This window comes from Janthinobacterium woesei, from assembly GCF_051380875.1.
GTDB lineage: Bacteria > Pseudomonadota > Gammaproteobacteria > Burkholderiales > Burkholderiaceae_D > Janthinobacterium.
On record NZ_JBNYXW010000001.1, the window covers coordinates 248,293 to 273,956 of the forward strand.

The window sequence follows — 25,664 nt, forward strand, 5'->3', positions numbered from 1 at the left end:
GAGCGTTCGGATTTTTTCGCAGCGTGCTTTTTTTGCTCGCGTCCCAATCCGCCAAATCGGCAACATCACTTTTAGAACGGACCTCTTGAATACTTCAGTCAAATTCATGCGCAAGGGCGAACTGACCCGTGCCGCCATCCTCGACGTGGCGCTGGACCTGTCCAGCCGCGACGGCCTGGAAGGCCTGACCATTGGACTGCTTGCGGACAAAATGAACATGAGCAAGTCGGGCGTCTTTGCCCACTTTGGCTCGCGCGAAGACTTGCAGATGGAAGTGCTGAAGCTCTACCACTATCGTTTCGAGCAAGAAGTCTTTTTCCCCAGCATGAAAGAGCCACGCGGCATCGCTCGTCTGCAATCGATGTTTGCGCGCTGGGTCAAACGGGTCAGCGTGGAGATCGCTTCCGGCTGCATCTATATCAGCGGCGCCGTCGAGTATGACGACCGTCCGGGCCCGATCCGCGAGGCGCTCGTCGCCATGGTGCGGGCCTGGCAGGGCGCGCTGCTGCGCTGTGTCGAGCAAGCGATCGCCACGGGCGACCTGAAAGCGGATACCGATGCGCAGCAGCTGGTGTACGAGATGTATGGCCTGATCCTGGCCCTGCATCACGATGCGCGCTTTTTGCGCGTGCCGGGCAGCATCGAACGGGCGCAAGTGGGCTTTGTGCGCCTGCTGGCGTCGTACCAGAATTCTGTCACAAGCAAATAAGCCGTCAGGCAGCATCCGCAGCAACGCACACGCAATTACAAGTACAACACTTTAGCTAAACGCCTTCAGGAGAAAATTATGGGTCAATACGTCGCGCCAATCCGGGATATGCAATTCGTCCTGCATGAATTGCTGCAAGTGGAAGAAGAATTGAAGCAAATGCCGTCTTACGCCGAAGTCGACGCCGACATCATCAACCAGGTGCTGGAAGAGGGTGGAAAATTCACTTCTGAAGTATTGTTCCCACTGAACCACTCCGGCGACCGCGAAGGCTGCCACCACGACCCCGTCACGAAAAGCGTGACCACGCCAAAAGGCTTCAAGGAAGCCTACAAGCAATACGTCGAAGGCGGCTGGGCGGCATTGGCCTGCGATCCGGAATACGGCGGCCAGGGCTTGCCGGTGGTACTGAACAACTCGTTCTATGAAATGCTGAACTCGTCGAACCAGGCCTGGTCCATGTACCCCGGCCTGTCGCACGGCGCCTACGAGTGCCTGAAGGAACATGGCACCGACCATCAGAAACAAGTCTACCTGCCGAAACTGGTCTCGGGCGAATGGACGGGCACCATGTGCCTGACCGAACCGCACTGCGGCACCGACCTGGGCCTGCTGCGCTCGAAAGCGCTGCCTGAGGCGGACGGTTCCTGGACCATCACCGGCAACAAGATCTTCATCTCGGCCGGCGAGCACGACATGGCGGAAAATATCCTGCACCTGGTGCTGGCCCGCGTGCCGGACGCACCGGAAGGCTCGAAAGGCATCTCGCTGTTCCTGGTGCCGAAATTCCTGCCAAACGCCGATGGCACGGTCGGTGAGCGCAACCCGATTACCTGCGGCGCCATCGAAGAAAAAATGGGCATCCACGGCAATTCGACTTGCCAGATGAACCTGGACGGCGCGAAAGGCTGGATCATCGGTCAGCCGAACAAGGGCTTGAACGCCATGTTCGTCTTCATGAACGCGGCCCGCCTGGGCGTGGGCATGCAGTCGCTGGGCCTGACGGAGATCGCCTACCAGAACGCGCTGATCTACGCCAAGGACCGCACGCAAATGCGTTCGCTGTCCGGCATCAAGAACCCGGAACTGCCAGCTGACCGCATCATCGTGCACCCTGACGTGCGCCGCATGCTGCTGACCGGCAAAGCCTACGCCGAAGGCGCGCGCGCTTTCACGTCCTACGTGGCGCTGCAGATCGACCGAGAACTGCACCACCCAGACGCCGACGTGCGCAAGGAAGCCGCCGATGAAGTGGCGCTGCTGACGCCCGTCATCAAGGCCTTCATTACCGACAACGCCTGGATCGCCACCTCGGAAGCGATGCAAGTGTTCGGCGGCCACGGCTACATTGCGGAGTGGGGCATGGAACAGTATGTGCGCGACGCGCGCATCAACATGATTTACGAAGGCACCAACACGATTCAATCGCTGGACCTGCTGGGCCGCAAGATTTTGGGCGACAACGGCGCCAAGCTGCGCAAGTTCGGCGAAAAGATCAAGGCTTTTGTTGAAGACAACGGCACCGATGAAGCGATGAGCGAATTTGTCACCCCGTTGGGCGACCTGGGCGACAAAGTCACCAAGCTGACCATGGAAATCGGCATGAAGGCATTCCAGAATCCGGACGAAGTGGGCGCGGCATGCGTGCCTTACCTGCGCGTCGTCGGCCACATGATCTACAGCTACCTGTTCGCGCAGATGGCCAAGATCGCACTGGAAAAGAGTGGGGCCGCCGAGGCCCAAGGTGATAAGTTTTATGTAGCCAAACTGGCTACCGCACGTTTCTACTTCGCCCGCTTGCAGCCTGAAACGGCAACCCTGATCCGTCAGGCACGCTCCGGTTCGGCCAACTTGATGGCACTCGACGCAGACCTGTTCTAAGACTTGAGGAAAATATGACCAATTTCATCGTTAAAAAAGTAGCCGTCCTCGGCGCCGGCGTGATGGGTGCGCAGATCGCCGCCCATTGCATCAACGCGAAAGTGCCGGTCGTGCTGTTCGACCTGCCAGCCAAGGAAGGACCGAAGAATGGCATCGTGCTGCGCGCCATCGAGAATCTGAAGAAACTGTCGCCTGCGCCGCTGGGCAACAAGGACGATGCGTCCCTGATCCAGGTAGCCAACTACGAAGACAACCTGGACCTGCTGGCCGGTTGCGACCTGATCATCGAAGCCATCGCCGAACGCATGGACTGGAAACACGACCTGTACCAGAAGGTGGCGCCGCACATCGGCCCGAACGCGATCTTCGCGTCGAACACCTCGGGCCTGTCGATCACCAAGCTGGCAGAAGGCTTCGACGCCGACCTGAAATCGCGCTACTGCGGCGTGCACTTCTTCAACCCGCCGCGCTATATGCACCTGGTCGAGATCATCCCGACCGAGTTTACCAAGCCTGAAATTGCCGACCAGCTGGAAGGCTTTTTGACCACCACCCTGGGCAAGGGCGTGGTACGCGCCAAGGATACGCCGAACTTCATCGCCAACCGCGTTGGCGTGTTCGGCATCCTGGCCATCGTCCATGAAGCCGAGAAATTCGGCCTGTCCGTGGACGTCGTCGATGACCTGACCGGCTCCAAGCTGGGCCGCGCCAAGTCGGGCACCTTCCGCACGGCGGACGTGGTTGGCCTGGACACCATGGGCCATGTGATCAAGACCATGCAGGACTACCTGCCGAACGATCCTTTCGCTGCCGTCTACAAGACGCCGGCCGTGCTGGCGCAACTGGTGGAAAAAGGCGCGTTGGGCCAGAAGAGCGGCGCAGGCTTCTACAAGAAAGTAGGCAAGGATATCTTGCGCCTGGACTTCGCTACCGGTGAATACGTTGCCGGCGGCGCCAAGGCTGCCGACATCATCGCCCGCATCCTGAAAGAAAAGGATCCGGTCAAGAAGATGAAGGCGCTGCGCGAATCGACCAACCCGCAAGGCCAGTTCCTGTGGGCGATCTTCCGCGACGCTTTCCATTACATCGCCATCCATCTCGACACCGTGGCCGACAATGCGCGCGACATCGATTTCGCCATGCGCTGGGGCTTCGGCTGGAACGTCGGTCCGTTTGAAACGTGGCAGGCATCGAACTGGCTGCAAGTGGCCAACTGGGTCAAGGAAGACATCGACGCCGGCCATGCGCTGTGCACCGCGCCCTTGCCAGCCTGGGTCTTTGAAGGCCCGGTCGCTGAAAAAGGTGGCGTGCATACGCCGCAAGGTTCGTACTCCGCCGTGTCGAACAGTTTCGTGCCACGTTCGAGCCTGGCCGTGTATGACCGCCAGCCATTCCGTGCGCCAGTCTTGGGCAGCGGCGCCATCGATGGCAAGACGGCCGGCACCACCGTCTTCGAAGACGAATCGGTACGCGTCTGGCATACGGGCGACGATGTATTGATCATCTCGTTCAAGACCAAGATGCATGTGATTGGCGACGGCGTGATTAATGGACTCAAACTCGCGCTGGCTGAAGCGGAAAAGAATTTCAAGGGCCTGGTGATCTGGCACGCTGACGCCGCCGAAGGCGGTGCCTTCTCGGCCGGCGCGGACCTGCAATCGGCCCTGCCGGCGTTCATGCAGGGTGGCGTGAAAGCGGTCGACCCGATCATCGCCGCACTGCAGGACACCTTCATGTCGCTGAAATACGCGAACGTGCCAGTGATCGCTGCGGTGGCTGGCCTGGCGCTGGGCGGCGGTTGCGAACTGGCACTGCACGCGTCGAAGCGCGTCGCCTCGATCGAGTCCTATATCGGCCTGGTGGAAGTGGGCGTGGGCCTGATTCCAGCAGGCGGCGGCTTGAAGGAAGCGGCGCAGCGCGCCTACAAGGAAGCCAAGGGCAACGACATCCTGCAATTCCTGAAAACGGGCTTTACCAATGCAGCCACCGCCAACGTGTCGAAATCGGCGCTGGAAGCGAAGAAAATGGGCTACCTGAAGGAAGACGACGTGATCGTGTTCAACGCCTACGAGCTGCTGCACGTGGCCAAGGTCGAAGCGCGCGCCATGTTCGATGCGGGTTTCCGTCCGCAACTGCCTTCGCTGATCCAGGTCACGGGCCGTTACGGCTGGGGCACCATCAAGGCGCAACTGGTCAACATGCGCGACGGCGGCTTCATTTCGGCGCACGATTTCAAACTGGGTGAAATGATTGCCGAGATCGTATCCGGCGGCGACGTGGACCAGGGCAGTTTCGTCAGCGAACAGTGGCTGCTGGATATGGAACGCAAGGCATTCCTGGAGCTGTTGAACCATCCGAAAACCCAGGAACGGATCATGGGCATGATGCAAACCGGTAAGCCGGTACGCAACTAAGCACACCGTCGATGACGATCCTGTCCATCGTTTTTAAAGTATTACTGCGCGTGAGGCCAAGCATGGTGTATGACCGTATCAAACAACAGATGATGGACACCTTGCCCTTCGTGCGGCTGCTGGGGATCAGCATCGACGAGATCGGCGCCGGCACCTCCAAGGTGTCGATGCCGGAAGATCCCAAACTGAATAATCACCTGGGCACGCAGCATGCGGGCGCCTTGTTTACCCTGGCCGAAACGGCTTCCGGCGCGGCCATGGCTGGCGGCTTCGCCGAGCTGATACTGGGCTTGCGCCCGGTGGCCAAGGAATCGCGCATCGCTTACCAGAAGGTGGCCCGGGGCGCTACGCGCGCCGAAGGCCGCGTGCCGGGCGACCTGGCCGCGCTCAAGGCGCAGCTGGCGCAGGATGGCAAGGTGGCGTTTCCCGTGGCAGTCGACGTGTTCGACGCCGAAGGCACGCTGGCGGCACAGGTGACGGTGGACTGGTATTTGTCGCAGAAGCGCTAAGCGGCAACCTCGACCACCTCGGACATTCGACAGAACACGAACTTCGTTCAACATCTTTGAAAGAATAAAATGAGCAAACAACTTCAAGACGCCTATATCGTCTCTGCAACCCGCACCCCGATCGGCAAGGCGCCGCGCGGCATGTTCAGGAACACCCGCCCGGACGACCTGCTGGTGCGCGTGCTGCAATCGGCACTGGCGCAGGTGCCTGGCCTCGATCCAGCGCTGATCACCGACGCCATCATCGGCTGCTCGTTCCCGGAAGCGGAACAGGGCTTCAATATTGCGCGTAACTCGGTGCTGCTGGCCGGCTTGCCGAAAACCGTGGGTGGCGTCACCGTCAACCGCTACTGCGCTTCGGGCATCACGGCCATCGCCATGGCTGCTGACCGCATCCGCGTGGGCGAAGCCGACGTGATGATCGCCGGCGGCATCGAATCGATGTCGATGGTACCGATGATGGGCCACCACCCATCGATGAACCTGGACATGTTCAGCGACGAAAACATCGGCATGGCTTACGGTATGGGCCTGACGGCTGAAAAAGTGGCGCAGCAATGGAAAGTGTCGCGCGAACAGCAGGATGCGTTCTCCGTCGAATCGCACCGCCGTGCCATCGCCGCGCAGCAAGCCGGTTTCTTCAAGGCCGAAACGACGCCCGTCGAAATCATCACGCGCACGCCGAACCTGGCCACGGGCCAGGTGGACATATCGCGCCGCACTGTCGACACCGACGAAGGCGCGCGCGCCGATTCGTCAATGGAGTCGCTGGCAAAACTGAAGCCGGTGTTTGCAGCCAAGGGCACCGTGACGGCCGCCAACAGCTCGCAGATGTCCGACGGCGCCGGTGCGCTGCTGATCGTCAGCGAAAAAATCCTGCGCGAGCATAACCTGACCCCGCTGGCGAAATTCTCCTCGTTCGCCGTGCGCGGCGTGCCACCGGAAATCATGGGCATCGGTCCGAAATTCGCCATTCCAGCAGCGTGCGCCGCCGCCGGCATCACGCAAGACCAGCTGGACTGGATCGAACTGAATGAAGCATTTGCCGCACAGGCATTGGCTGTCATCGGCGACCTGGGCCTGGACCCGGCGAAAGTGAACCCGATGGGCGGCGCGATCGCCCTGGGCCACCCGCTGGGCGCAACGGGCGCCATCCGCGCCGCTACCGTGATCCACGCCCTGCAGCGCACCAAGCAGAAGTATGGCATGGTCACCATGTGCGTGGGCGCCGGCATGGGTGCCGCAGGTATTTTCGAACGCGTATAAGTTCGACAGACTAAAGCAATAAAACAGGGCGCTGCGGAACCTCCTCGGCGCCCTTTATCTTTTTGGAGACGACATGGATATTTTGTGCAGCAAGAGCGAGGGCATCCTCACCCTGGAATTCAACCGTTTGGAACGCAAGAACGCCATTACGGCCGCCATGTACCAGACCCTGACCGATGCGCTGGTGGCGGCTGAAACCGACGATGACGTGCGCGCCATCCTGATCTGCGGCAAGCGCGAGATTTTCACTGCCGGCAACGACCTCGATGATTTCATGAAGACGGCCCGCCCGGCCGACGGTTCGCTCGACGAGCAGCGCCCCGTGTTCCAGTTCATGCGCGCCCTGTACGGCAGCAGCAAGCCCGTGGTGGCGGCTGTCTCCGGCCCCGCCATCGGCATCGGCACCACCTTGCTGATGCACTGCGACCTGGTCTACGCGGCCGACAACGCCAGCTTCTCGATGCCGTTCACGCAGCTGGGCCTGTGCCCGGAATTTGGCTCCAGCCTGCTGCTGACGCAACTGGCCGGCTACCCGCGCGCGGCGGAAAAACTGATGCTGGGCGAATCATTCCCCGCGCAGGAAGCGCTGGAAATGGGCCTGGTATCGAAGGTCGTTCCCCTGTACGATTTGATCGCCTTCGCGCAAGGCCAGGCCGCCAAGCTGGTGGCCCTGCCTGCCGCCTCGATCCGCGCCACCAAGCGCCTGATGAAGCAAAGCCGCATGGAGCCAATGAAGGCTGCCATCGCCGAGGAAAACAAGCTGTTCAGCGCCATGCTGGGCGGCGCCGAAGCGAAGGAAGCGTTTACGGCGTTCTTTCAAAAGCGCAAGCCGGACTTCAAACAGTTCACGTAAGCGCCTCAAGGTCGACGGTGAAGCCTGGGTTGAAGCTTTCATTCTCCGGCGTACCGTCCGGCCGCTTGTAGCCGCAGGGGTTGCACACGACGCGGCAGCCCTGGATGCGGTAGTCGAGCGAAGCGTGCATATGGCCGTGCACCCACAGGTCGGCTTGTGCCACCAGCGCGTCCAGTTGCGAGGCGAAGGCGGGCGAACCGAGGTTGCTGGCGTACTGCTCTTCCACCGACAGCATCGACGGCGCCATGTGCGTGATGACCACGGTCTTGCCATCGAAGGGTTGCGCCAGTTGTTGCGTCAGCCAGGCCTTGTGCTGCGCATGCAGCTGCACCGTATCGCTGGCGCACAGCAGGCGCGGCGCAGCGCCGCCCGTGCTGATGCGCTTGTAGTCGGGCATGTAGCTTTGCGCCGCATTCAGGGCGTCTGCCTGGCGCTCTTCGCCAAACAGCAGGAAATCCGTCCACAGGGTGATGCCGAGGAAGCGCACGCCATTGAGCACGGCGGCGTCGCCATCGAGCAGGCGGATGTTGGCGCCCTGCGCATTGGCGCTGGCGCAGGCGTTGCGCACGGCATCCTGCATGGCGTCGAGCTGGTGGCCGTAGCCCTCGTGGTTGCCATGCACGTACAGCACGGGCAGGGTGCCAAAGGTGCGCGCGGCCCAGGCGATGGCATGGCTGCCCGTGTCGATGTCGCCGGCCAGGATCACCACGTCGGGGCGGCTGGTGGCGATATCGATGGCGGGCGCATCGTCGCGCCAGACTTCCAGGTGCAGGTCGGACAGGATCAGCAAACGCATGGCAGTGGGCGCGGCAAGGCGCACGAAAGTGGATGGGTCTCTATCGTAGCGCAAGTCGCCGCAATGGCATGCTTGACCGCGCGCGGCTGGCAACGGTACTCTGTCTCGCTTACCGCACACTCACTCCTGGAGCCGCATGCCGCCCTTCTTCCTTCGCAAGACCATCCTGGGCATCGCCTTGGCTACCATCGCGCTGCTGCCTGGCGCGCATGCCGCCACACCCGCCATCGATCCGCTGACGCAGCCCATCGCTTCACCCTATGCGCAGCAGTGGAACCGCCCGCAGCAGCCGGCGCGCATCCACGGCGACACGTATTACGTGGGCGTGGGCGGCCTGAGCGTGGTGCTGATCCACACGCGGGCGGGCCTGATCCTGATCGACGGCGCGCTGCCGCAATCGGTGGCGGCCATCAAGGAGCATATCCTCGAATTGGGCTTTCGCGTGGAAGACATCAAGTTCATCCTGAATACGGAAGCGCATTTTGACCATTCGGGCGGCATCGCCGCGCTGGCCCGTGACAGCGGTGCGCAAGTCATCGCCAGCCCGCTCGGGGCCCAGGCGCTGCGCGCGGGAGCGGTACTCGACACCGATCCGCAGGCGGGAGAAATAGAGTCCATGCCAGCCGTGGAAAACGTGCGCGAGATAGGCGACGGCGAGACCTTGCGGCTGGGGGACGTTGCCGTGACGGCGCGCTATACGCCTGGCCATACGCCGGGCAGCACCAGCTGGACCTGGCTGTCGTGCGAGGATGCGGAAGGCAAGGAGTGCCTGAGCGTGGTGTTCGGCGCCAGCCTCAGCGCGGTAGCGGCCGATGATTTCCACTATCTGGGCGATGCGCAGCATGCTGACCTGACGCCGGCCTTCCGCCGAGTCATCGGCGACTTCGCCGGCTTGCCGTGCGATATACTGATTTCGGCCCATCCCGACCATTCCGGCGCGGACCGCAAGCTCACGCAGCTGCTCGAAGGCGCTTCGCCGAATCCTTTCATCGATGCGCAAGCGTGCCGCAAGTATGCGGCCATCAATGAGGCCAAGCTCGATGCGCGCATCGCGAAGGAAAAAGCGGCTGGGGCAGCCGGCGCTGCGGCAGCGTCAAACGAGTAGCGTTGACATAGTTGGCCGTATTTGGCCGTATTTGGCATATGGTGCGCAATCGCCTACTCCTCGCCCAGCGCGGCAAATTGCTGTGCCAGGTGGTCGATCAGCATGCGCACGGCCGGCAGCAGGCCGCGCCGCGAGGGAAACACGGCGTGGATGATTTCGCGCTGCGGCCGCCATTGCTCCATCAGCGGCAGCAGGCTGCCATCGGCGACTTGTTCGACGATCAGCATGGTCGGCAGCTGCACCACGCCCACGCCGGCCACGGCGGCGTCGCGCAGGGTCAGCATGTCGCCCGTGACGAAGCGCGGCGTGTGGCGCAGCTGGGCACGCGCACCATTGGGCCCGCAAGTCCCATTGGTAGTGCTGCTGTGGCGCACCCAGGGCCAGGCTGGGCCAGTCGGCCAGGTCGGCTGGCACTGCCGGCCGCGCAGCATCGCCGAACAGCAGCGGGCTACCCACCATGCACTGGCCGCGCTCGGCCAGCACGCGCAATACCAGGTCGCTGTCGGGCAGCGGCGGCGGGCGCACTCTTATCGCCACGTCGAAGCCTTCGGCCACCAGGTCGACGCGGCGGTTGCTTGCTTCCAGCAGCAGCGTCACTTGCGGATGCGCGCGCATGAAACTGGCCAGCATGGGGCCGACCAGCGACTGCAGCAGCGCGATGGGGCAGGACAGGCGCACCGTGCCGCGCGGCGCGGCGCGCGTCAGCTCGATCGCTTCCTGCGCCGCTTCGGCTTCCACCAGCATGGCCTTGCAATGCTCGTAAAACGACAGTCCCACGTCGGTGACGGAAAAGTGCCGCGTCGTACGCTGCAGCAGGCGCACGCCCAGGCGTTCTTCGAGCAGCGCGATGCGCCGGCTCAGCTTGGATTTCGGCATGCCCAGCGCGCGTCCGGCCGGGGCGAAGCCGCCATGGTCGACCGCCTGCACAAAGTAATACAAGTCGTTCAAATCTTGCATCATGGCTCCCTGATTGTTCTATTTTTAGAACGCTGATGGCATATTTTACTGTCTACCGCAGTTATCGTCGCAAGAGTATTCTATCTCCATCGTAGTTAACACCCCTTACAAGGAGATCGAGATGAAAAAAATCACCGGTATCTATAGCGCACCCCGCCAGCACTGGGTCGGCGACGGTTTCCCCGTGCGCTCGATGTTTTCATATAACGGCCATGGCAAGCAGCTGAGCCCCTTCCTGCTGCTCGACTATGCCGGTCCTGCCGAGTTTGCGCCCGGCAGCCGTCCACCCGGCGTCGGCTCGCATCCGCACCGCGGCTTTGAAACGGTGACCATCGTCTACAAGGGCGAAGTGGCGCACCGCGATTCGACGGGCCAGGGCGGCGTGATCGGCCCCGGCGACGTGCAGTGGATGACGGCCGGCGCCGGCATCTTGCATGAAGAGTTTCACTCGCCAGCCTTCACGCAGTCGGGCGGCACCCTGGAAATGGTGCAGCTGTGGGTGAACCTGCCGGCCACGAACAAGATGGCGGCGCCCGGCTACCAGGCCATCACCAGCGACACCATTGCGACGGTGGCGCTGCCGGAAGACGCAGGCTCGGTGCGTGTGATCGCCGGCGAATTCGATGGCCAGCATGGCCCTGCCCGCACGTTTTCGCCGATGCAGGTGTGGGACATGCGCCTGGCGCAGGGCAAGCTGGCGCAGTTGCCCGTCACGCCAGGCTGGAGCACGGCCCTGATCGTCCTGCATGGCACGCTGATGGTGAACGGCGAGAGCGTCGTGCGCGAAGCGCAGATGGCGCTGTTCGAGCGCGATGGCGACAGCATCACCATCGAGGCGAACAACGACGCCGTGGTATTGCTGTTGAGCGGCGAGCCGATCGATGAGCCTATTGTCGGCCATGGTCCGTTCGTGATGAATACCGAAGCGGAGATCGTGCAGGCGTTCGAGGATTTCAACAGCGGCCGTTTCGCCCGCATCGCGCCATAAGGCCAGGCGGTAGCGCAAGCCTGCTACGGCGCCTCGTAGCGGGCGCGTATCGCCGCCAGCCTGCCGCGCTGTTCCAGGCGCGCGATGGCGGCGTCCAGGCGTGCCAGGTCAGCTGTGCTGGTGCTGCGCGCATTGAGCATCAGGTGCACGGGGGCGCGCAGGGCCAGGAAGGGCAGGGCGGTCAGTGCCACGCCCTGCTGGCGCGCTTCGTGGCGCACGGCCAGCACATCGCCCATCAGCAGGTCGGCGCGGCCCGCATCGAGCATGCGCACGCCTTGGTGGAAGCTGCCGAATGTATTCAGGCGACCGTCTTTTTCCAGTGCCGGACGGGCCGCCGCATAGTCTGCCCCGTACCAGCCGACCTTGGGCGCCAGCAGGGTGGCCGTGCCGCGCGCCAGCTGGCCAAAATTGCCGATATGGCGCTGCACTGCGGCGTCGCCAGCCTTGCCAAAGACGCCCACGGCCTCGTCGCGGTAGCTCACGCTGAAACGCGCATACGACTGGCGTTCCGAGGTGTCCGACGCGGCCAGCATCAGGTCCAGCCCGCCTTTCTGGAACAGCAACTGGCGCCGCGCCGTGGGCAGTTCCGGCAGGATGACCAGGGTGCAGCGCGCTTCCTTGAAGATGGCACGCAGCAATTCCAGGTCCAGCCCCGTATAACTGCCTTGCGCATCGCGGTATACATACGGCGGCCATTGCTCCAGCGCCATCGTCATGCGACAGGCCTGGGCGGGCATCGCGCATGCGCCGAACACTGCCGCAAACAGGAGATAGCGCAGGCGCATACCGGGGGAGACTTCCATAGAGTGTTAACTTGATACGCAATTTGCCAGAATGGCCGGAGAAGTCAAGGGGTGAGGCCAGCCTAAGGCCGCATTGCTTGCTATTCGTGGGTTTTTGCACGTTTTTCGCTGCCTGGCCAGCGGACACCGTGCCGTGTAAATGGGCTATAGTGGCGCCGTGCCTCCACTGCAAAGGACTACCGCTTGACTCCTCCGCTCGAGATCGCCGCCAACGTGCTGATGACTGTTTCCATCCTCCTCGCTGGCCGCAACAACATTCACTCCTGGTGGATCGGCATCGTCGGTTGCGTGCTGTTCGCCGTGCTGTTTTACCAGGTCAACCTGTACGCCGACGTATTGCTGCAACTGTTTTTCATCGTCACTTGCGTCATCGGCTGGCTGCAGTGGCGCCGCGGTGCCGGGGGCAAGCCATTGCCGATCACGCGCACGGGCTGGCGCAGCCTGGCGTGGGTGGTGCCGGCGGGCATCGTTGCCGTGGTGATCTACGGCATGTTGCTGCACCGCTTTACGAATGCGTACGCGCCCTTCATCGATTCGGCGGTGTTGGTATTTAGCATCATCGCGCAATTCTTGTTGATGAGCCGACGCATCGAGACCTGGGCTTTCTGGCTGCTGGTCAACACGGTGGCCGTGCCGCTCTACTACAGCCGCGGCCTGCACCTGACGGCCGTGCTGTATGCAGCCTACTGGTTCAATGCGCTGTTGTCCTGGTACTGGTGGCGCGTGCAGGCACGCCGAGCTGCCGTCGCGCCTGGCGCCCCGGCAGCGGCGATTGCCGACGCCTGAATATTGCCAAATACCAAGTCCTTAGATTTAAATCATATATACAATCAATTTTTAATTCGTTCACGCCTTAAAGACACCGCGATATAGTGGTCTTTCCCCGCTTACCGGTGTCTTTTATGTTGCGCTTTACTCTTTCTGCCTATTTTTACGCCACCCGGCCGCACCTGAGCATGTCCTGCATGCGCATGTGCATGCCGATGCGGGCGCGTCCGCGCATCGCGTAATTCGCTCATCACCCTGTCTGTTGTTTAGCCGCTGGCCCACCCGGCCCGCGTGCCCCCGCTCGGCCTTTTTTATCTGAAAAGGGCGGCAATCCCATCAAGAGGAAACCATGTTCAAACCACTCGCCATCAGTCTTGCCATCGCCGCCGCTTTCCCCTCTTTCGTCCACGCCGAGGAGGAAATGGCGCGCGTCAACGTCACCGGATCGAATATCCGCGTCAGCGAAAAGGAGGGCGCCAGCGCCGTGCAGGTCATCACCGCCAAGGAATTGAAGGCCAGCGGCAAGACCAGCGTGGCCGACGTACTGCGTTCCATCTCTGCCAACAGCGGCAACAGTTATAACGAGCAATATACGGGCAGTTTCTCGGCCGGCACCTCGGGCCTGTCGCTGCGCGGCATTGGCCAGAAAAATACCTTGATCCTGGTCAATGGCAAGCGCGTGGCAAGCTACGCCACGGCGCAAAACCTGCAGGAAACCTTTGTCGACCTGAACAGCTTGCCGATGGCAGCCGTGCAGCGCATCGAGGTGCTCAAGGATGGCGCCTCGTCCATCTACGGCTCCGACGCCGTGGCCGGCGTGGTCAACATCATCCTGTACAAGCAATTTACGGGCACGGACATCACGGCGCAATGGGGCGGCTCGACCGAAGGCACGGGCCAGCACGAAAAGAGCGCGGCGCTGCAGACGGGTTTTGGCAAGCTGGAGGAAGACGGCTACAGCCTGGTCTTCTCGATCGACGCGCAGCAGCGCGACAAGCTGCAGCAAAGCGACGTGGCCTGGATGCGCGATGCGGATTTCCGCAACCAGCAGCGCGGTAGCCTGGGCTGGGCCATCACCAATTACGCGGGCACCGATCCCACCAAGACCCTGGGCGGCGCGCGCGGACCGCTGCAACTGGTCAATTATGGCGACATCACGCCCGGCAAGACGGGCCAGGTGCTGGCCTACAATCCCTCGCCATACAAAACCTTGATTCCCGGCATCGAGCGCGTGCATACGGCCGCGCGCGCCACCATCAAGCTCAATGCGGACACGGAGGCGTATGTCGACTTGCTGCATAGCTATTCGCGCGCCGACCAGACCTTTAGCGCGCCGTTGACGGTCAACAATGCCACGCGCGTGTGGAACAATGCCACGCAGGCGCTCGACACGATACCCGTGGTGCTGCCCGTGGGCCATCCGAACAATCCGGGTGCGACGCCCTTGCCGTTTACGGCCACCCTGTTCGACCTGGGGCCGCGCATGAAGCAGGATAAAGTCACGTTTTACCGCGCGCTGGCGGGCGTGAAGGGTACGCTGGCGGGCTGGGACTGGGATGCGGCCGTGGGCCATTCCAGCAGCAAGCTGGAAGAAACCGTGCAGAACTTCGTCAACCGCTACGAATTTGAAAAGGTGCTGGCCGACGGCAGTTATAACTTCTTTGATCCAGCGCAAAACAGCGAGGCCGTGCGCAACCGCCTGCGCCTGTCGACCCTGCGCCCGGCCGAATCGACGCTCGACACGCTCGACTTCTCGGCGGCCAAGGATATCTGGCAATTGCCGGCCGGCCCGCTGGGCTTTGCGGCCGGCTTTCAATGGCGCCGCGAAAAGATGGATTCGCAAACCTCGACGGCGGTGCTGTCGGGGACGGAACTGCGCCCGGCCATCAACATCATCAACGGTTCGCGCAATGTGTCGGCCCTGTTTGCCGAATTCAATGTGCCGGTGGTGAAGGATGTGTCCGTCAACCTGGCGGGCCGCGCCGACCATTACAGCGATTTTGGCAATGCGTTCTCGCCGAAAGCCAGCGCGCGCTACCAGGCGGCGCCGTGGCTGTTGCTGCGCGGCACCGTGTCGCGGGGCTTCCGCGCGCCGTCGCTGCCGGAAATCACGCAAAGCACAGCCGTCAGCTATGTCAGCGTGCTCGATCCGCGCGACCCGATCACGCCGACGCAGACGCGCGGCGTGACGGCCATCACGATTGCCAATTCTGCCTTGCGCCCCGAGCGCTCGAACAACCTGAACCTGGGCGTGGTGGTCTCGCCGACCAGCAGTTCGAGCATCGGCCTCGATTACTACCGCATCCGGCAAGATGGCGTAATCGGCACGGAAAGCGCCACCACCACCATTGCCAATGAAGCGGCGGCGCCGCAAAAGATCACGCGCGATGCCGATGGCCGCATCACCACCCTGTACCGCCAGTACCGCAATCAGGGGCAGCGCGACGTGTCGGGCCTCGATCTCGACCTGCGCCAGCGCTTCGTCGACAAGGACTGGGGCAAGCTGACCCTGGCCGGCCAGCTGAGCCGCGTGCTGCGCTTTGCCGAGCCGCTGTCCGATGGCGCGCCGCTCACCGATGGCGCCGGCACCAATTATTTTGGTTCCATCCCGAAATGGCGCGGCGTGAGCTCGGCTACCTGGGAGCAGGGCAAATGGTCGTCGACCCTGACGTGGAATTACGTGGGCAGCTATGCGCAAAGCACGCATCTCGATGAATCGGTGGCTGCCTTCAGCACGTTTGACGTCACCACCAGCTGGCAAGTGACACCAAAGGCGAACCTCACCTTCATCGTGCAAAACCTGGCCAACAAGCGCGCGCCGTGGGATTACTCGGCCTCGGGCTTCGACTATACCCAGGCCGATCCGCGCGGGCGTTTCGCGTCGCTCAAGCTGAACTACAAGTTTTAGCGTGCGCCTGCCGTTTGCTGCTGTGCCGTCTGCTCCTGCAGGCGCTGGCGGTAGGCGCTGGGTGTGACGCCCATGCGTTCGCGGAAGGCCGTGGCGAAATTGCCCGCATTGTTAAAGCCGATCAGCAGGGCGATATCCTGCACGTCGATATCGGTCTGCTGCAGCAATTCCACGCCGCGCGCGATGCGCGCTTCGCGGATGAAGGCGAACACCGTCATGCCCGTCTGTTCGCGGAATATCAGGGTGAGTTTTTCGCGGTAAGTGCCCACGCTGCGGGCGATTTCAGACAGGTTCGGCAGGTTGTCCAGGTTGTCGAGGATCAACTGCTTGACGGCGTTGACATACACCAGGTCGGGATGCAGCGGCTTGTCGTTGATATGGATTGCGGCGGGCAGCGTAGTGTTGCTTTTACGCATCAGGCCAAGGTGGATATGGATGCGCGCGGCCAGTTCTTCCGGCGTATATGGCTTCGAGATGTAATCGACGGCGCCCACTTGCAAGCCCATGATGCGTTCCTTGGCGGCATCGGCGCCACTCAGAAAGATCACGGGAATCTGCTCGGTATCGGGATTCGCCTTGAGCAGGCGGCAGGCCGTGTAGCCATCCATTTCGGGCATGCGCACATCGAGCAGGATCAGGTCGGGACGCGTGGCCAGCGCCAGCTGGTAGCCCTGGTAGCCATTGAATGCGATGCTGAAACGGTACGGTTGCTCGCTGAGCAGCTCCATCAGCATGCGCTGCTCGAACGCGGAATCGTCCACGATCAGGATATTTTTTTTGATGGTTTCGCTGGTCAATGGCATGGCATGGATGACTTAACCAAAAAACAATTTGTGGCTTATTATGCCTCGCTTTTTCTTTTTTTTCTGCTTTTCTCGTGTTTCAAAAGTTGTTTCGCCGCCAGCAGAAGCGGCGATTTCCCAGATCGCTAATAATTCTCTTATGCATTGATTTTAAGCAATGTCGATTGCCAAAAAATATGTTTTGCAAATGCGGCAAAAATGCTGGAGTCCCCGGGTCCATGACTCTCAGCGCAAGTATATTGTTGTCCTGGTTTGCGTGCCCAAGAAAATGCCGCCAATACCGTGACTATCCTCGGAGCCCCTCAAGTTGATGGGCGCATTCATGATGTTCCATCATCAGGAGGTACTATGTTGCGAGCTACTTTTCCCCGCCTTGTCGCTGCCGCCAGCGTCGCCATCGCCAGCACGGCACTCTTGCCAGGCTTGGCCGATGCCGCCGTGTATTTGAACGGCAGCAACACCTCCTCCTTTGACGTCAATCTGAAAATCATCGCCAATTGCACCATTTCGGCGGCCAATCTCGAGTTTGGCCAAACTCAGGGCGTACTGGCTACTGCCGTTAACGTTAATACGACCGTGAGTGTCACCTGCACCAATACCACGCTCTACAACGTGGGCCTGACCGCAGGCAATGGGACGGGTTCAACCGGCACCACGCGCTATATGAGCGGCACGGGCGGCAACCTTGGCAAGGTGCAGTTCAACCTGTACCAGCTTGCTGGCGCCACCTTGTGGGGCGACACGCAGGGGACCGATACTGTGGGCGCAACCGGTAGCGGTTCGGCGGTGACTCACACCGTGTACGGTAACATTCCGCCACAGGCGACGCCGGCCCCCGATACCTACAAGTCGACCATTACTGCCACCGTTTACTTTTAAGCCGGGCCCCGCGTGAAGGTCCGCTTCGCTTCCTTGTCCCGGCCCTTGCTGGCGCTGCTGCTTTGTCTGTGCGGCGCTGCCGTCGTGCAGGCTGCCAACCTGCAGATCTCGCCGGTGACGATCAATTTCCGCGCCGAACAGAGTGCGGCAGGAATCAACCTGCAAAACCTCGGCGACCAGCCCATGTACGGGCAGGTGCGGGTGTTTGCCTGGGATCAGCGCAATGGCGAGGAAGTGCTGGCACCGACGCAGGAGCTGATGGCCAGTCCTCCCATTGTCGAGATCGCCGCCAACAGCCGCCAGACCATCCGCCTGGTGCGTGCCCAAGCCGGCCCCGCCGCGCAGGAAAAGACGTATCGCGTGCTCATCGATGAAGTCAGCCGAGAGGATGACACGGGCCGCGGCGGCGTCGATATCCGATTGCGCTATTCGGTGCCCGTCTTCGTGTTGCCGAGCGGCGCGCCAGGCAAGGAAATACTCGACTGGCAAGTGTTTCGCCAGGATGGGGAGTGGATGCTGCGCATCAGCAACAGCGGCACTTTCCATGCCCAGATCGGCGCGATGACGTTGACCAACCGGGGCGGCAAGGAGTTTGTCATCAGCAAGGGCCTGTTTGGCTATGTGCTGGCGCAGCGCATGCGCGTATGGCGCTTGCCCGTCGCCAGGGAGGCTGAACTGGATGGAGCGCTGAGTATGACGGTCAATGTGAATGCAAAGGCGCTCGTTGCCAAGAACTCGACACCTTAAAAATATTGCCGTCACCTTGCTGCTGCTGGCCATGGCGCCGCTGGCCAGGGCCGAGGGCACGGTGACGGGCGCCGACCCTGGCCCTGCCAGCCTGCCCAGCGACCCGGCGGCATCGAATGAATTGTATCTGGAGGTAAGCGTGAATGCTGAATCAACCGGGCTGATCTTGCGCTTTACCCAAGTGGGTAAACGCTTGCGCAGCAGTGTGGCGAACCTGCAGCAGCTTGGGCTGGACCCGGCACGCCTGGGCGCGCCCGGCCAGACTGAGGTCGCGCTCGATGCCATTGCCGGACTTCGCTACGACTATGACGCTGCGCGCCAGAGCGTGTCCCTGCAGGTGGCGGACGACTTGCGCGCGCCCTACAGCATCAGCGCGCGCACCACGGTGCAGACGCCACCGGCGCAGGTGACGCCTGGCGCCGTCCTCAATTACGAAGCGTATGCGGAACTGGGCCAGACGCGGCGTGCCGCCATCTTCAATGATGTGCGTTATTTCAATGACAGCGGTGTATTCAGCAATACCGGCACGCTGAACCTGGGCACGGATCAGCCCAGGTACATGCGTTTCGACACCTTCTGGAGCCATGCCAATCCCGCCACCCTGCAGACATGGCAAGTGGGCGACTTGATTTCTTCCTCGCTGAGCTGGAGCCGTGCCGTGCGCGTCGGTGGCGTGCAGTGGCGCAAGAATTTCCAGCTGCGCCCCGACCTGCTGACGTTTCCTGTCGCTTCCGTCGATGGCACGGCGCTGGTGCCATCGTCGCTGAGCCTGTACGTCAATGGCATACAGCAATATACGGCTAGCGTGCCCAGCGGTCCGTTTGTCTTGAATCAAGTGGCCGGCATCAATGGCGCCGGGCAAGCCACCATCATCACGCATGACGCGCTGGGACGCAGTGTGACGACCGTCTTGCCGCTGTATGTCGATACGCGCATGCTGGCCAGCGGCTTGAGCGACTACTCGCTCGAGGCGGGGGCCGTGCGGCGCGACTACGGTACCCGCCTGTTCGGCTATGAGCGGCAATTGGTGGCCAGCGCTTCGGGCCGCCACGGCCTCAGCGACAGCCTCACCGTCGAGGGCCATGCGGAGCTCGCTGCCGGGCTGTACCAGGCGGGCGCGGGCGCTTTGTGGCGGCTGGGCCAGGCCGGCGTCGTCAATGGCGCGCTGTCGGCCAGCACGGGCAAGAGCGGCGGCGCGCAGCTGAGCGCTGGCTATCAATACATGGGCCCGCGCTTCAGCGTCGATGCGCAAAGCGTGCGCGCCAGCAGCGGCTTTGGCGACCTGGCCTCGCGCGACGGCAGCCCCGTGGCGCACGCGGCAGACCGCCTCAGCGTCAGCTTGCCATTAGCAGCAGGCAATAGCATCAGCACCAGCTATATCAGTTACCGTACGCCCGGCGCACCGCCGTCGAAGCTTGTCACCGTGGGCTATTCCGCCAACCTGTTGCACGGCCTGTTCTTCAATGCCAGCCTGGTCCAGGACTTGCGGCAACGCGCGAAGCGGGGCTTTTACTTTGGCCTGAGCATGGCGTTCGACAACAATATCGCCGTCAGTCTGAACAGCTACCGGCAAAATGGCGAGAACGGCCGCAGCATCAGCGCGCAGCGCACGGCCGACTTTGGCGGCGGCTTTGGCTGGGGCCTGCAGGCTGGCATGGCAGGCAGCAACAGCTACCGCCAGGGGCAACTGGAATACCTGGGCAATGACGGCCGCGTGAGTGTGCGCACGCAAAGCGGTGACATGGGTAATGCTTCCTCGCTGAGCGCGTCCGGCGCGCTGGTGTTGATGGATGGCCACGTCGCGCCAGCGCGCCAGGTGGGCAACGGTTTTGCGCTGGTCTCCACGGGCGGCGTGGCAAATATTCCCGTGCTGCACGAAAATCGCCAGATCGGCACGACGGGCAGCAGCGGCTATCTGCTGGTGCCGAATTTGAACCCGTATGGCAATAACCAGATCGGCATCGCCACGGAGGCGCTCGACGTCGACGCGCGCGTGCCCGTGACCAACCTGATTGTGGTGCCGCAGCATCTGGCCGGCGTGCTGGCCGCCTTTCCCATTGAACGCTATAGCGCGGCCAGCGTCATCGTCCAGGGCGCGGACGGCAAGCCGCTGGCGCCGGGGCTGTCCGTGTTGCATGTGCAAAGCGGCAAGCGCACGGTGGTGGGCTTTGACGGTATTGCCTTCGTCGACGACCTGCTTGCGCAAAATCAACTGCAAATAGGCCAGGGCGACAGCCTGTGCACAGTGCGTTTTGCCTATGTGCGTCCGGCGGCGGGCGGTTTCCCTGTGATCGGCCCGCTGCGCTGCAGCACCAGTGTCGGCGCCGACGCAGGGGGAGGCCGCTGATGCGCCGCCTGCTGCTATGGCTGGCCGTGCTGCTGGGCTGCGCCTGGGGCAGTGCAGCGCAGGCGGACGATAGCTGCACGGTCAGCATGACCAATCTCGATTTTGGCAACGTCAGCCCGATTTCCGGCACCGATTATGTTGCACAGGCGACGGGCACGCTCAGTTGCCAGTTTTTCTCGCTGAATCTGGGCCAATTGCTCACGCCGAATGCGCAAGCGTGCATTTCGCTGGGACTGGGCACGAATTCCACCTCGGCCCTGCCGCGCAAGCTGGGCAACGGTGCCCAGCGCATGGAATACAACGTCTATGTGGACAGTTCGTATGCGGCGGCGAAGATCTGGGGTGGCACCGGCGTGGCGGGTGCGCCATCGAGCTTCACGATCTTCCTGTCGGCCGGCTTGCTGGCGCCGGCCGGCACCTATTCCACGACCTTTACCGTGTACGCGAAGATTCCCGCCGGCGCCAGCCTGGCGGGCGTGCCGACGGTGGCCAACGCGAATACGGTTTACACCTCGAGCTTTGCCGGCGCGGGCACGTTTACCTACACCACCTATGGCCCCATCAACCTGTTTGGCTGCTCGGTCAATAGCGGCAGCTTCGGCTTTACGGTCAATGCGACGGCCGTCAACGATTGCACCATCACGGCTAGCCCGATGGCGTTTGCCGACACCTCCATCCTGACGGGCAACCTGCGCAGCACCAGCACCCTGTCGGTGCGTTGCGTGAATAACAATGCGTATCAGATCGCCCTCAATGGCGGCAGCGTGGCGGCCAATGTGGCTGACCGGCAAATGAAAAATACGCTGACGACGGAGCGGGTCAGTTATCGCCTCTCGTCCACGCTCGATGGCCCGCTATGGGGCGATGGCACGGCGGGCACCAGCATGTTGACGGGCACGGGCACGGGCACGAGCGTGCCCGTGACGGTGTATGGCCGCGTGCCGGCGCAGGTGTCGCCCCGTCCCGGCGACTACAAGGACACGGTGACGGCGACGATTTACTTTTAGAAGCTGACGGTGACGAGGCTGGCGCCCGACGGCGTGGCTTGCCGCTGCAGCAGGTAGGGCGTGTTGTGGCGGCATTGCACCTCGGCCTGCGCGCGCTGCGTATGCACGCTGCAGGTTTCTTGGATGACGAAGCTGGCCTGGAACGATGCGGAACTGACGGTGCCGGCGGTGGTGGTCTGGCAGAGGGTGAGGGCAAGTAGGGCTGGCAATACGGCAAGCTTTAAAGGAGTCATCGTGCATTTATCGAGTGAAAAACGCCGCTTGGCAGTCGCGTGTACTGGGCTGACTGGCAACGTTTTCCGCACCGGGATGGGGGTGTTTGAACAAGGCATTATTGTACTAGGGCAATAAAAGTGTGAGTTTTTGTGTATTTTCAAGCCGCTGCCAAGGGCTGGGAGTGGCTTTTAAATGAATAGTAACTGAAGTCTGTACCTTGCAAATTGTGTTGATGGATTTTTCGATTGTTATGCTGGAATTTATGCGAGGAGATGCTCATGAAACATACTAATTTTAATAATTTGCCGTGCCCGATAGCCCGCAGCCTGGGCAAGGTGGGCGAATGGTGGAGCATCCTCATCCTGCGCGAAGCGTTTTATGGCAAGACGCGCTTCGACGAATTTGAAAAGAGCCTGAAGATCGCGCCCACCATCCTGACGCGCCGCCTGGCTGACCTGGTGGAGGGCGGCTTGATGACGCGCCGCCTGTATTGCGCCAAGCCGCCCCGTTATGACTACGTGCTGACCAAGTCCGGACGCGCCTTCAAGCCCGTCCTGCTGGCCTTTATTGCCTGGGGCAATGAGAACTTCGCCCCGGAAGGCGCCAGCCTCGTCATCGCCAGCCGCGACACGGGCCTCGCTGCCGATCCGGTGCTGGTCGACGCCATGACGGGCTTGCCCATCAATGACGAGTATTACGCGTTCGCGCCGGGGCCGGCCGCCAGCGACAGCATGCGCAACATCATCCTCGATGCGGAAAAAAGCAGCGGCATTGCGCCCAAGCCGAAGGCGCCGGCCGCCAACTGCGGCTGGGTGGCGGAAGGCCATCTGGCCTGAACGTGCTGGCAATCACGCTTCAAGTTTGGCGAAAAGCAAGGCCGGTGGCGCTGCATGCGTTTATTGTCGCTGTAGGCGCAAGACTTTTTTGCGCGAGACAAGTGCGGCGTACGCCCGGCTGAACGGGGCATGGCGCCATCCGTGATCCGAAGTTCGTTGAAGGAGTACTGCGATGAGCACACTGCAACAACACGTTCGCCGCGCCGCCACGGTGCTGGCGCTGGCCGCCCTGCTGGGCGCCTGTTCCCATGCACCGCATCCCCCCGGCGGCGATGACGCCACCCTGACGGGCGCGCAGGAAGTGCCGGCCAATACCAGCACGGCCAGCGGTAGCAGCACACTGCATGTGGCGCCGGACCGCAGCGTCAGTGGCACCGTGCGCTACACTGGCATGCAGGCCACCGTGGCGCATATCCATGAAGCGCCCGCCGGCGCCAACGGTCCTGTCATCGTGCCGCTGGTCAAGACCAGTGCAGACATGTTTGGCGTGCCGCCCAATACCATGCTGACGCCGCCCCAGTATGCCAGCTACCAGGCCGGCAAGCTGTACGTGAATGTGCATAGCGACAGCTATCCGGCCGGCGAAATCCGCACCCAGCTCAAGCCAAAGTAGGCATGCTGCGCCAACGCGCGCTAGGGTTTCTCCCCGAAACCTCCTTGGGGCCGCGCAAGCGGCCTCTTTTTTGTCTGCTCGCCCATGCCTGGCTCTGCGGCTACAATGGCGCTCCATGCTGACCATCCTTGCCATCACCTTTCCCTTCTTCGCCCTGGTGCTGTGTGGCTACCTGGCCGTGCGGCGCGCCTTGCTGCCGCTGGCCGCCATCGGCGGCTTGAACAGTTTTGTGCTGTACTTCGCGCTGCCGTGCATGCTGTACCGTTTCGGCGCCGCCACGCCCATCGCGCAGCTGCTCGATGGCAGCGTGTTCGGCGTCTATCTGCTGTGTGCCTTGATCATGGTGGGCGTCACCATGGCCATGACCCTCAGCCACCGCATCGACTGGAACAACGCCGCCTTCGGCTCGCTGGTGGCAGCGTTTCCGAATACGGGCTTCATGGGCGTGCCATTGCTGCTGACCTTGCTCGGCCCCCGCTCGTCCGGTCCCGTCATCGTCACCATCGTGGTCGACTTGCTCCTTACCAGCTCGCTGTGCATCGCCCTGTCGCGCATCGGCAGCGGCGGCGCGCATGGCGGCCGCGTGGCTGTCACGAATGCCTTGAAGGGCATGGCGGGCAACCCGATGCCGTGGGCGATTGTGCTGGGGGCCTTGTCGTCGTGGCTGGAACTGGCGCTGCCCAAGCCGTTGACGCAGACGGTGGGCTTGCTGGCCGACGCCGCTTCGCCCGTTGCCTTGTTTACCATCGGCGCCGTGCTGGCCCGTTCGCAAATGAGTACCAGCGACCCCGCGCCGCTGGGGGAGTATGTGCCGGTGGCGCTGAAAAAGCTGCTGCTGCACCCGCTGCTGGTGTGGGGCATCGGCCACGCAGCCATCGCGCTGGGCATGCCGCTCGACCCGTTCGCGCTGACCTGCATGGTGCTGGTGGCCTGCTTGCCCAGCGCCAGCAATGTCACCTTGCTGTCGGAGCGTTTCGGTGCAAACACGGCCCGCATCGCCCGCATCATCCTGGTCTCGACAGCGCTGTCGTTCCTGACCTTTTCGGCGGCGGTCAGCTGGCTGGCGTGAGCCTGGCGGCGATCATGACCGCCAGTGCCTGCGCGGCGCCGGGCTGGGTATCGGCGGCCAAGCCGTGCGCCATGCGCGACTGGTCTTCCAGCGTGCGGTTCTGCCCCAGCTTCCATTTTCCCGTGATGCGCGTGAGGGGAATCTCGATGCCGACGATGGCTTTCAAGAGTTTGCCGATATAGTCTGCCGGCGCATCGGCCACCTGCCACGGCGTGGCTTGAGCTGCCTCATGGCGCGTCGTCAGCCGTTCCAGCAAACCCAGTAGCCAAGCCGCATCGTCGATGGCACGCAAAGGGCCGTGGGCATGCACGACCGCATAATTGAAGGTAGGAACTTCCTTGCCGCTGCGCTGTTTTTCCGCATACCAGGCGGGCGTGATGTAGGCGTGCGGCCCCTGGAAGATCACCATGCATTCATCCTCGCTGGCGGCGGCGCGCCACAGGGGATTGGCGCGCGCCACGTGGGCGCGCAGGATGCCGAACGGCGCCTCTGGCGTGGGCGCGGCGATCTCGAACGGCAGGTGGTCGGCGCACAAACCGTCGGCATCCATGCGCACCAGCGCGCCCAGCGGATGGGCATGAACCAGGCCGTGCAGCACGTCGAGGCGCTCTTCGCGAAAGCTGGCGGGCGTGTACATTTAAAGGGCTTCCTCGACGACGATGTCGGCCGTCAGCGAATTGGCGATGTAGCAGCGCTCGTGCGCGTCGTGATGCAGGGCCGCCAAGGCGTCCGGCGTGGGCGCTGCACCGGCGAAGACGATGTGCGGACGCAGCACGATGCGCGTCATGGCCAGCCGCCCAGCACTATTTTTTCCCAGTTCACCGACAGCGTCGTCGCGGTAGTCGTCGATGACGAAACCGCGCTGCGCCGCCAGCGAGAGGAAGAACAGCATGTGGCAGCTGGACGTGGCGGCCACCAGCGCTTCTTCCGGATCGATATTTTCCGCCACCGACATGGGCAGCGGCACGGACAATGGCGAGGACGAGGCGGGTACGCTCAAGCCGCCGTCGAATTGCCATGCATGGCCACGGCTGTAGCGCTGGCTGGCGAAATCCTGGCCGGCGCGCTGCCAGGCCACGGTGGCGAAAAACTGCTGCATGGATGCTCCGCGAAAGTGGTAAGGAATACGCCATATTAGCGTGTATCTTGGCTATTTAGATGCCAGCCATGCACCTCAGGCAGGTCATCCC

The 25,664-nt window shown here is 62.4% G+C and carries 23 protein-coding genes and 1 pseudogene; 17 read left to right on the plus strand and 7 right to left on the minus strand.

Annotation, left to right across the window (positions count from 1 at the left end):
* Window positions 1-106: 106 nt before the first annotated feature.
* The 6 genes from ACQ4W6_RS01165 (at window position 107) to ACQ4W6_RS01190 (ending at window position 7,632) form a co-directional block, all read left to right on the plus strand.
* Window positions 107-709 (plus strand): TetR/AcrR family transcriptional regulator, encoded by a 603-nt coding sequence (locus ACQ4W6_RS01165; protein ID WP_436565469.1) that lies wholly within the window; start codon window positions 107-109, stop codon window positions 707-709.
* A gap of 78 nt (window positions 710-787) precedes the next feature.
* On the plus strand, window positions 788-2,590 hold the full coding sequence (locus tag ACQ4W6_RS01170) for an acyl-CoA dehydrogenase C-terminal domain-containing protein (RefSeq protein ID WP_436565345.1): 1,803 nt from the start codon (window positions 788-790) through the stop codon (window positions 2,588-2,590).
* 14 nt (window positions 2,591-2,604) lie between these two features.
* Window positions 2,605-5,004 carry a 3-hydroxyacyl-CoA dehydrogenase/enoyl-CoA hydratase family protein gene (locus ACQ4W6_RS01175; RefSeq protein ID WP_436565346.1) on the plus strand — a complete coding sequence of 800 codons (2,400 nt, stop codon included), beginning with the start codon at window positions 2,605-2,607 and terminating at the stop codon, window positions 5,002-5,004.
* 11 nt (window positions 5,005-5,015) lie between these two features.
* The gene (locus ACQ4W6_RS01180; protein WP_436565347.1) at window positions 5,016-5,513 is read left to right on the plus strand and encodes a PaaI family thioesterase; all 498 of its coding nucleotides are present in this window, start codon (window positions 5,016-5,018) and stop codon (window positions 5,511-5,513) included.
* A gap of 69 nt (window positions 5,514-5,582) precedes the next feature.
* Window positions 5,583-6,779: an acetyl-CoA C-acyltransferase gene (locus tag ACQ4W6_RS01185; RefSeq protein WP_436565348.1), complete on the plus strand. Its 1,197-nt coding sequence runs from the start codon at window positions 5,583-5,585 to the stop codon at window positions 6,777-6,779.
* A 73-nt stretch (window positions 6,780-6,852) separates the two neighbouring features.
* Window positions 6,853-7,632, plus strand: a complete 780-nt coding sequence (locus ACQ4W6_RS01190) for an enoyl-CoA hydratase (RefSeq protein ID WP_436565349.1) — start codon at window positions 6,853-6,855, stop codon at window positions 7,630-7,632.
* Here ACQ4W6_RS01190 and ACQ4W6_RS01195 read toward each other — a convergent pair.
* A complete protein-coding gene (locus ACQ4W6_RS01195) occupies window positions 7,625-8,482 on the minus strand; it encodes a metallophosphoesterase family protein (RefSeq protein ID WP_436565350.1) in 858 nt (285 codons plus the stop codon). The two genes, ACQ4W6_RS01190 and ACQ4W6_RS01195, sit on opposite strands and share 8 nt — an antisense overlap.
* An 82-nt stretch (window positions 8,483-8,564) precedes the next feature.
* Here ACQ4W6_RS01195 and bla point away from each other — a divergent pair, with 82 nt between their 5' ends.
* Window positions 8,565-9,533 carry a subclass B3 metallo-beta-lactamase gene (bla, locus tag ACQ4W6_RS01200; RefSeq protein ID WP_436565351.1) on the plus strand — a complete coding sequence of 323 codons (969 nt, stop codon included), beginning with the start codon at window positions 8,565-8,567 and terminating at the stop codon, window positions 9,531-9,533.
* Window positions 9,534-9,586: 53 nt separating this feature from the next.
* Here bla and ACQ4W6_RS01205 read toward each other — a convergent pair.
* A pseudogene (locus ACQ4W6_RS01205) lies at window positions 9,587-10,490 on the minus strand (LysR family transcriptional regulator).
* A 121-nt stretch (window positions 10,491-10,611) separates the two neighbouring features.
* On the opposite strand from ACQ4W6_RS01205, the gene ACQ4W6_RS01210 reads away from it, so the two are divergent.
* Entirely contained in the window at window positions 10,612-11,478 is an 867-nt protein-coding gene (locus tag ACQ4W6_RS01210) for a pirin family protein (RefSeq protein WP_436565352.1), read from the plus strand.
* Between the two features lie 23 nt (window positions 11,479-11,501).
* Here ACQ4W6_RS01210 and ACQ4W6_RS01215 read toward each other — a convergent pair whose 3' ends face one another.
* On the minus strand, window positions 11,502-12,194 hold the full coding sequence (locus ACQ4W6_RS01215; RefSeq protein ID WP_436565353.1) for a substrate-binding periplasmic protein: 693 nt from the start codon (window positions 12,192-12,194) through the stop codon (window positions 11,502-11,504).
* A 270-nt stretch (window positions 12,195-12,464) separates the two neighbouring features.
* Here ACQ4W6_RS01215 and pnuC point away from each other — a divergent pair, with 270 nt between their 5' ends.
* Entirely contained in the window at window positions 12,465-13,067 is a 603-nt protein-coding gene (gene pnuC, locus ACQ4W6_RS01220) for a nicotinamide riboside transporter PnuC (RefSeq protein ID WP_436565354.1), read from the plus strand.
* 331 nt (window positions 13,068-13,398) lie between these two features.
* A complete protein-coding gene (locus ACQ4W6_RS01225) occupies window positions 13,399-15,957 on the plus strand; it encodes a TonB-dependent receptor (RefSeq protein ID WP_436565355.1) in 2,559 nt (852 codons plus the stop codon).
* Here the strand turns inward: ACQ4W6_RS01225 and ACQ4W6_RS01230 are convergent.
* Entirely contained in the window at window positions 15,954-16,760 is an 807-nt protein-coding gene (locus ACQ4W6_RS01230) for a response regulator transcription factor (protein WP_436565356.1), read from the minus strand. The genes ACQ4W6_RS01225 and ACQ4W6_RS01230 overlap by 4 nt on opposite strands.
* A gap of 348 nt (window positions 16,761-17,108) precedes the next feature.
* Here ACQ4W6_RS01230 and ACQ4W6_RS01235 point away from each other — a divergent pair, with 348 nt between their 5' ends.
* From ACQ4W6_RS01235 to ACQ4W6_RS01250, 4 genes are read left to right on the plus strand one after another with little or no spacing between them, the layout of a single operon-like run.
* The gene (locus ACQ4W6_RS01235) at window positions 17,109-17,639 is read left to right on the plus strand and encodes a Csu type fimbrial protein (protein WP_436565357.1); all 531 of its coding nucleotides are present in this window, start codon (window positions 17,109-17,111) and stop codon (window positions 17,637-17,639) included.
* Window positions 17,640-17,651: 12 nt separating this feature from the next.
* Window positions 17,652-18,386, plus strand: a complete 735-nt coding sequence (locus ACQ4W6_RS01240) for a fimbrial biogenesis chaperone (protein ID WP_436565358.1) — start codon at window positions 17,652-17,654, stop codon at window positions 18,384-18,386.
* Window positions 18,364-20,733 (plus strand): fimbria/pilus outer membrane usher protein, encoded by a 2,370-nt coding sequence (locus ACQ4W6_RS01245; RefSeq protein WP_436565359.1) that lies wholly within the window; start codon window positions 18,364-18,366, stop codon window positions 20,731-20,733. The genes ACQ4W6_RS01240 and ACQ4W6_RS01245 overlap by 23 nt, the downstream gene beginning before the upstream one ends.
* On the plus strand, window positions 20,733-21,740 hold the full coding sequence (locus ACQ4W6_RS01250) for a Csu type fimbrial protein (RefSeq protein WP_436565360.1): 1,008 nt from the start codon (window positions 20,733-20,735) through the stop codon (window positions 21,738-21,740). The genes ACQ4W6_RS01245 and ACQ4W6_RS01250 overlap by 1 nt, the downstream gene beginning before the upstream one ends.
* Here ACQ4W6_RS01250 and ACQ4W6_RS01255 read toward each other — a convergent pair.
* Window positions 21,737-21,949: a hypothetical protein gene (locus ACQ4W6_RS01255; protein WP_436565361.1), complete on the minus strand. Its 213-nt coding sequence runs from the start codon at window positions 21,947-21,949 to the stop codon at window positions 21,737-21,739. The two genes, ACQ4W6_RS01250 and ACQ4W6_RS01255, sit on opposite strands and share 4 nt — an antisense overlap.
* 285 nt (window positions 21,950-22,234) lie before the next feature.
* Here ACQ4W6_RS01255 and ACQ4W6_RS01260 point away from each other — a divergent pair, with 285 nt between their 5' ends.
* The 3 genes from ACQ4W6_RS01260 (at window position 22,235) to ACQ4W6_RS01270 (ending at window position 24,474) form a co-directional block, all read left to right on the plus strand.
* Complete coding sequence (locus ACQ4W6_RS01260; protein ID WP_436565362.1) at window positions 22,235-22,792, plus strand: winged helix-turn-helix transcriptional regulator; 558 nt, start codon at window positions 22,235-22,237, stop codon at window positions 22,790-22,792.
* 172 nt (window positions 22,793-22,964) lie between these two features.
* Entirely contained in the window at window positions 22,965-23,405 is a 441-nt protein-coding gene (locus ACQ4W6_RS01265; RefSeq protein ID WP_436565363.1) for a CHRD domain-containing protein, read from the plus strand.
* Between the two features lie 115 nt (window positions 23,406-23,520).
* Window positions 23,521-24,474: an AEC family transporter gene (locus ACQ4W6_RS01270; protein ID WP_436565364.1), complete on the plus strand. Its 954-nt coding sequence runs from the start codon at window positions 23,521-23,523 to the stop codon at window positions 24,472-24,474.
* Here the strand turns inward: ACQ4W6_RS01270 and ACQ4W6_RS01275 are convergent.
* Window positions 24,458-25,111 (minus strand): FMN-binding negative transcriptional regulator, encoded by a 654-nt coding sequence (locus tag ACQ4W6_RS01275; protein WP_436565365.1) that lies wholly within the window; start codon window positions 25,109-25,111, stop codon window positions 24,458-24,460. The genes ACQ4W6_RS01270 and ACQ4W6_RS01275 overlap by 17 nt on opposite strands.
* On the minus strand, window positions 25,112-25,573 hold the full coding sequence (locus tag ACQ4W6_RS01280) for an OsmC family protein (protein ID WP_436565366.1): 462 nt from the start codon (window positions 25,571-25,573) through the stop codon (window positions 25,112-25,114). It abuts the gene before it with no gap.
* Window positions 25,574-25,664 lie beyond the last annotated feature (91 nt).

Coding starts and splice junctions, on each gene's coding strand:
- ACQ4W6_RS01165 (WP_436565469.1), top strand. CDS start 107: ATGCGCAAGGGCGAACTGACCCGTGCCGCCATCCTCGACGTGGCGCTG.
- ACQ4W6_RS01170 (WP_436565345.1), top strand. CDS start 788: ATGGGTCAATACGTCGCGCCAATCCGGGATATGCAATTCGTCCTGCAT.
- ACQ4W6_RS01175 (WP_436565346.1), top strand. CDS start 2,605: ATGACCAATTTCATCGTTAAAAAAGTAGCCGTCCTCGGCGCCGGCGTG.
- ACQ4W6_RS01180 (WP_436565347.1), top strand. CDS start 5,016: ATGACGATCCTGTCCATCGTTTTTAAAGTATTACTGCGCGTGAGGCCA.
- ACQ4W6_RS01185 (WP_436565348.1), top strand. CDS start 5,583: ATGAGCAAACAACTTCAAGACGCCTATATCGTCTCTGCAACCCGCACC.
- ACQ4W6_RS01190 (WP_436565349.1), top strand. CDS start 6,853: ATGGATATTTTGTGCAGCAAGAGCGAGGGCATCCTCACCCTGGAATTC.
- bla (WP_436565351.1), top strand. CDS start 8,565: ATGCCGCCCTTCTTCCTTCGCAAGACCATCCTGGGCATCGCCTTGGCT.
- ACQ4W6_RS01210 (WP_436565352.1), top strand. CDS start 10,612: ATGAAAAAAATCACCGGTATCTATAGCGCACCCCGCCAGCACTGGGTC.
- ACQ4W6_RS01215 (WP_436565353.1), bottom strand. CDS start 12,194: ATGACGATGGCGCTGGAGCAATGGCCGCCGTATGTATACCGCGATGCG.
- ACQ4W6_RS01225 (WP_436565355.1), top strand. CDS start 13,399: ATGTTCAAACCACTCGCCATCAGTCTTGCCATCGCCGCCGCTTTCCCC.
- ACQ4W6_RS01230 (WP_436565356.1), bottom strand. CDS start 16,760: ATGCCATTGACCAGCGAAACCATCAAAAAAAATATCCTGATCGTGGAC.
- ACQ4W6_RS01235 (WP_436565357.1), top strand. CDS start 17,109: ATGTTGCGAGCTACTTTTCCCCGCCTTGTCGCTGCCGCCAGCGTCGCC.
- ACQ4W6_RS01250 (WP_436565360.1), top strand. CDS start 20,733: ATGCGCCGCCTGCTGCTATGGCTGGCCGTGCTGCTGGGCTGCGCCTGG.
- ACQ4W6_RS01260 (WP_436565362.1), top strand. CDS start 22,235: ATGAAACATACTAATTTTAATAATTTGCCGTGCCCGATAGCCCGCAGC.
- ACQ4W6_RS01265 (WP_436565363.1), top strand. CDS start 22,965: ATGAGCACACTGCAACAACACGTTCGCCGCGCCGCCACGGTGCTGGCG.
- ACQ4W6_RS01270 (WP_436565364.1), top strand. CDS start 23,521: ATGCTGACCATCCTTGCCATCACCTTTCCCTTCTTCGCCCTGGTGCTG.
- ACQ4W6_RS01275 (WP_436565365.1), bottom strand. CDS start 25,111: ATGTACACGCCCGCCAGCTTTCGCGAAGAGCGCCTCGACGTGCTGCAC.
- ACQ4W6_RS01280 (WP_436565366.1), bottom strand. CDS start 25,573: ATGCAGCAGTTTTTCGCCACCGTGGCCTGGCAGCGCGCCGGCCAGGAT.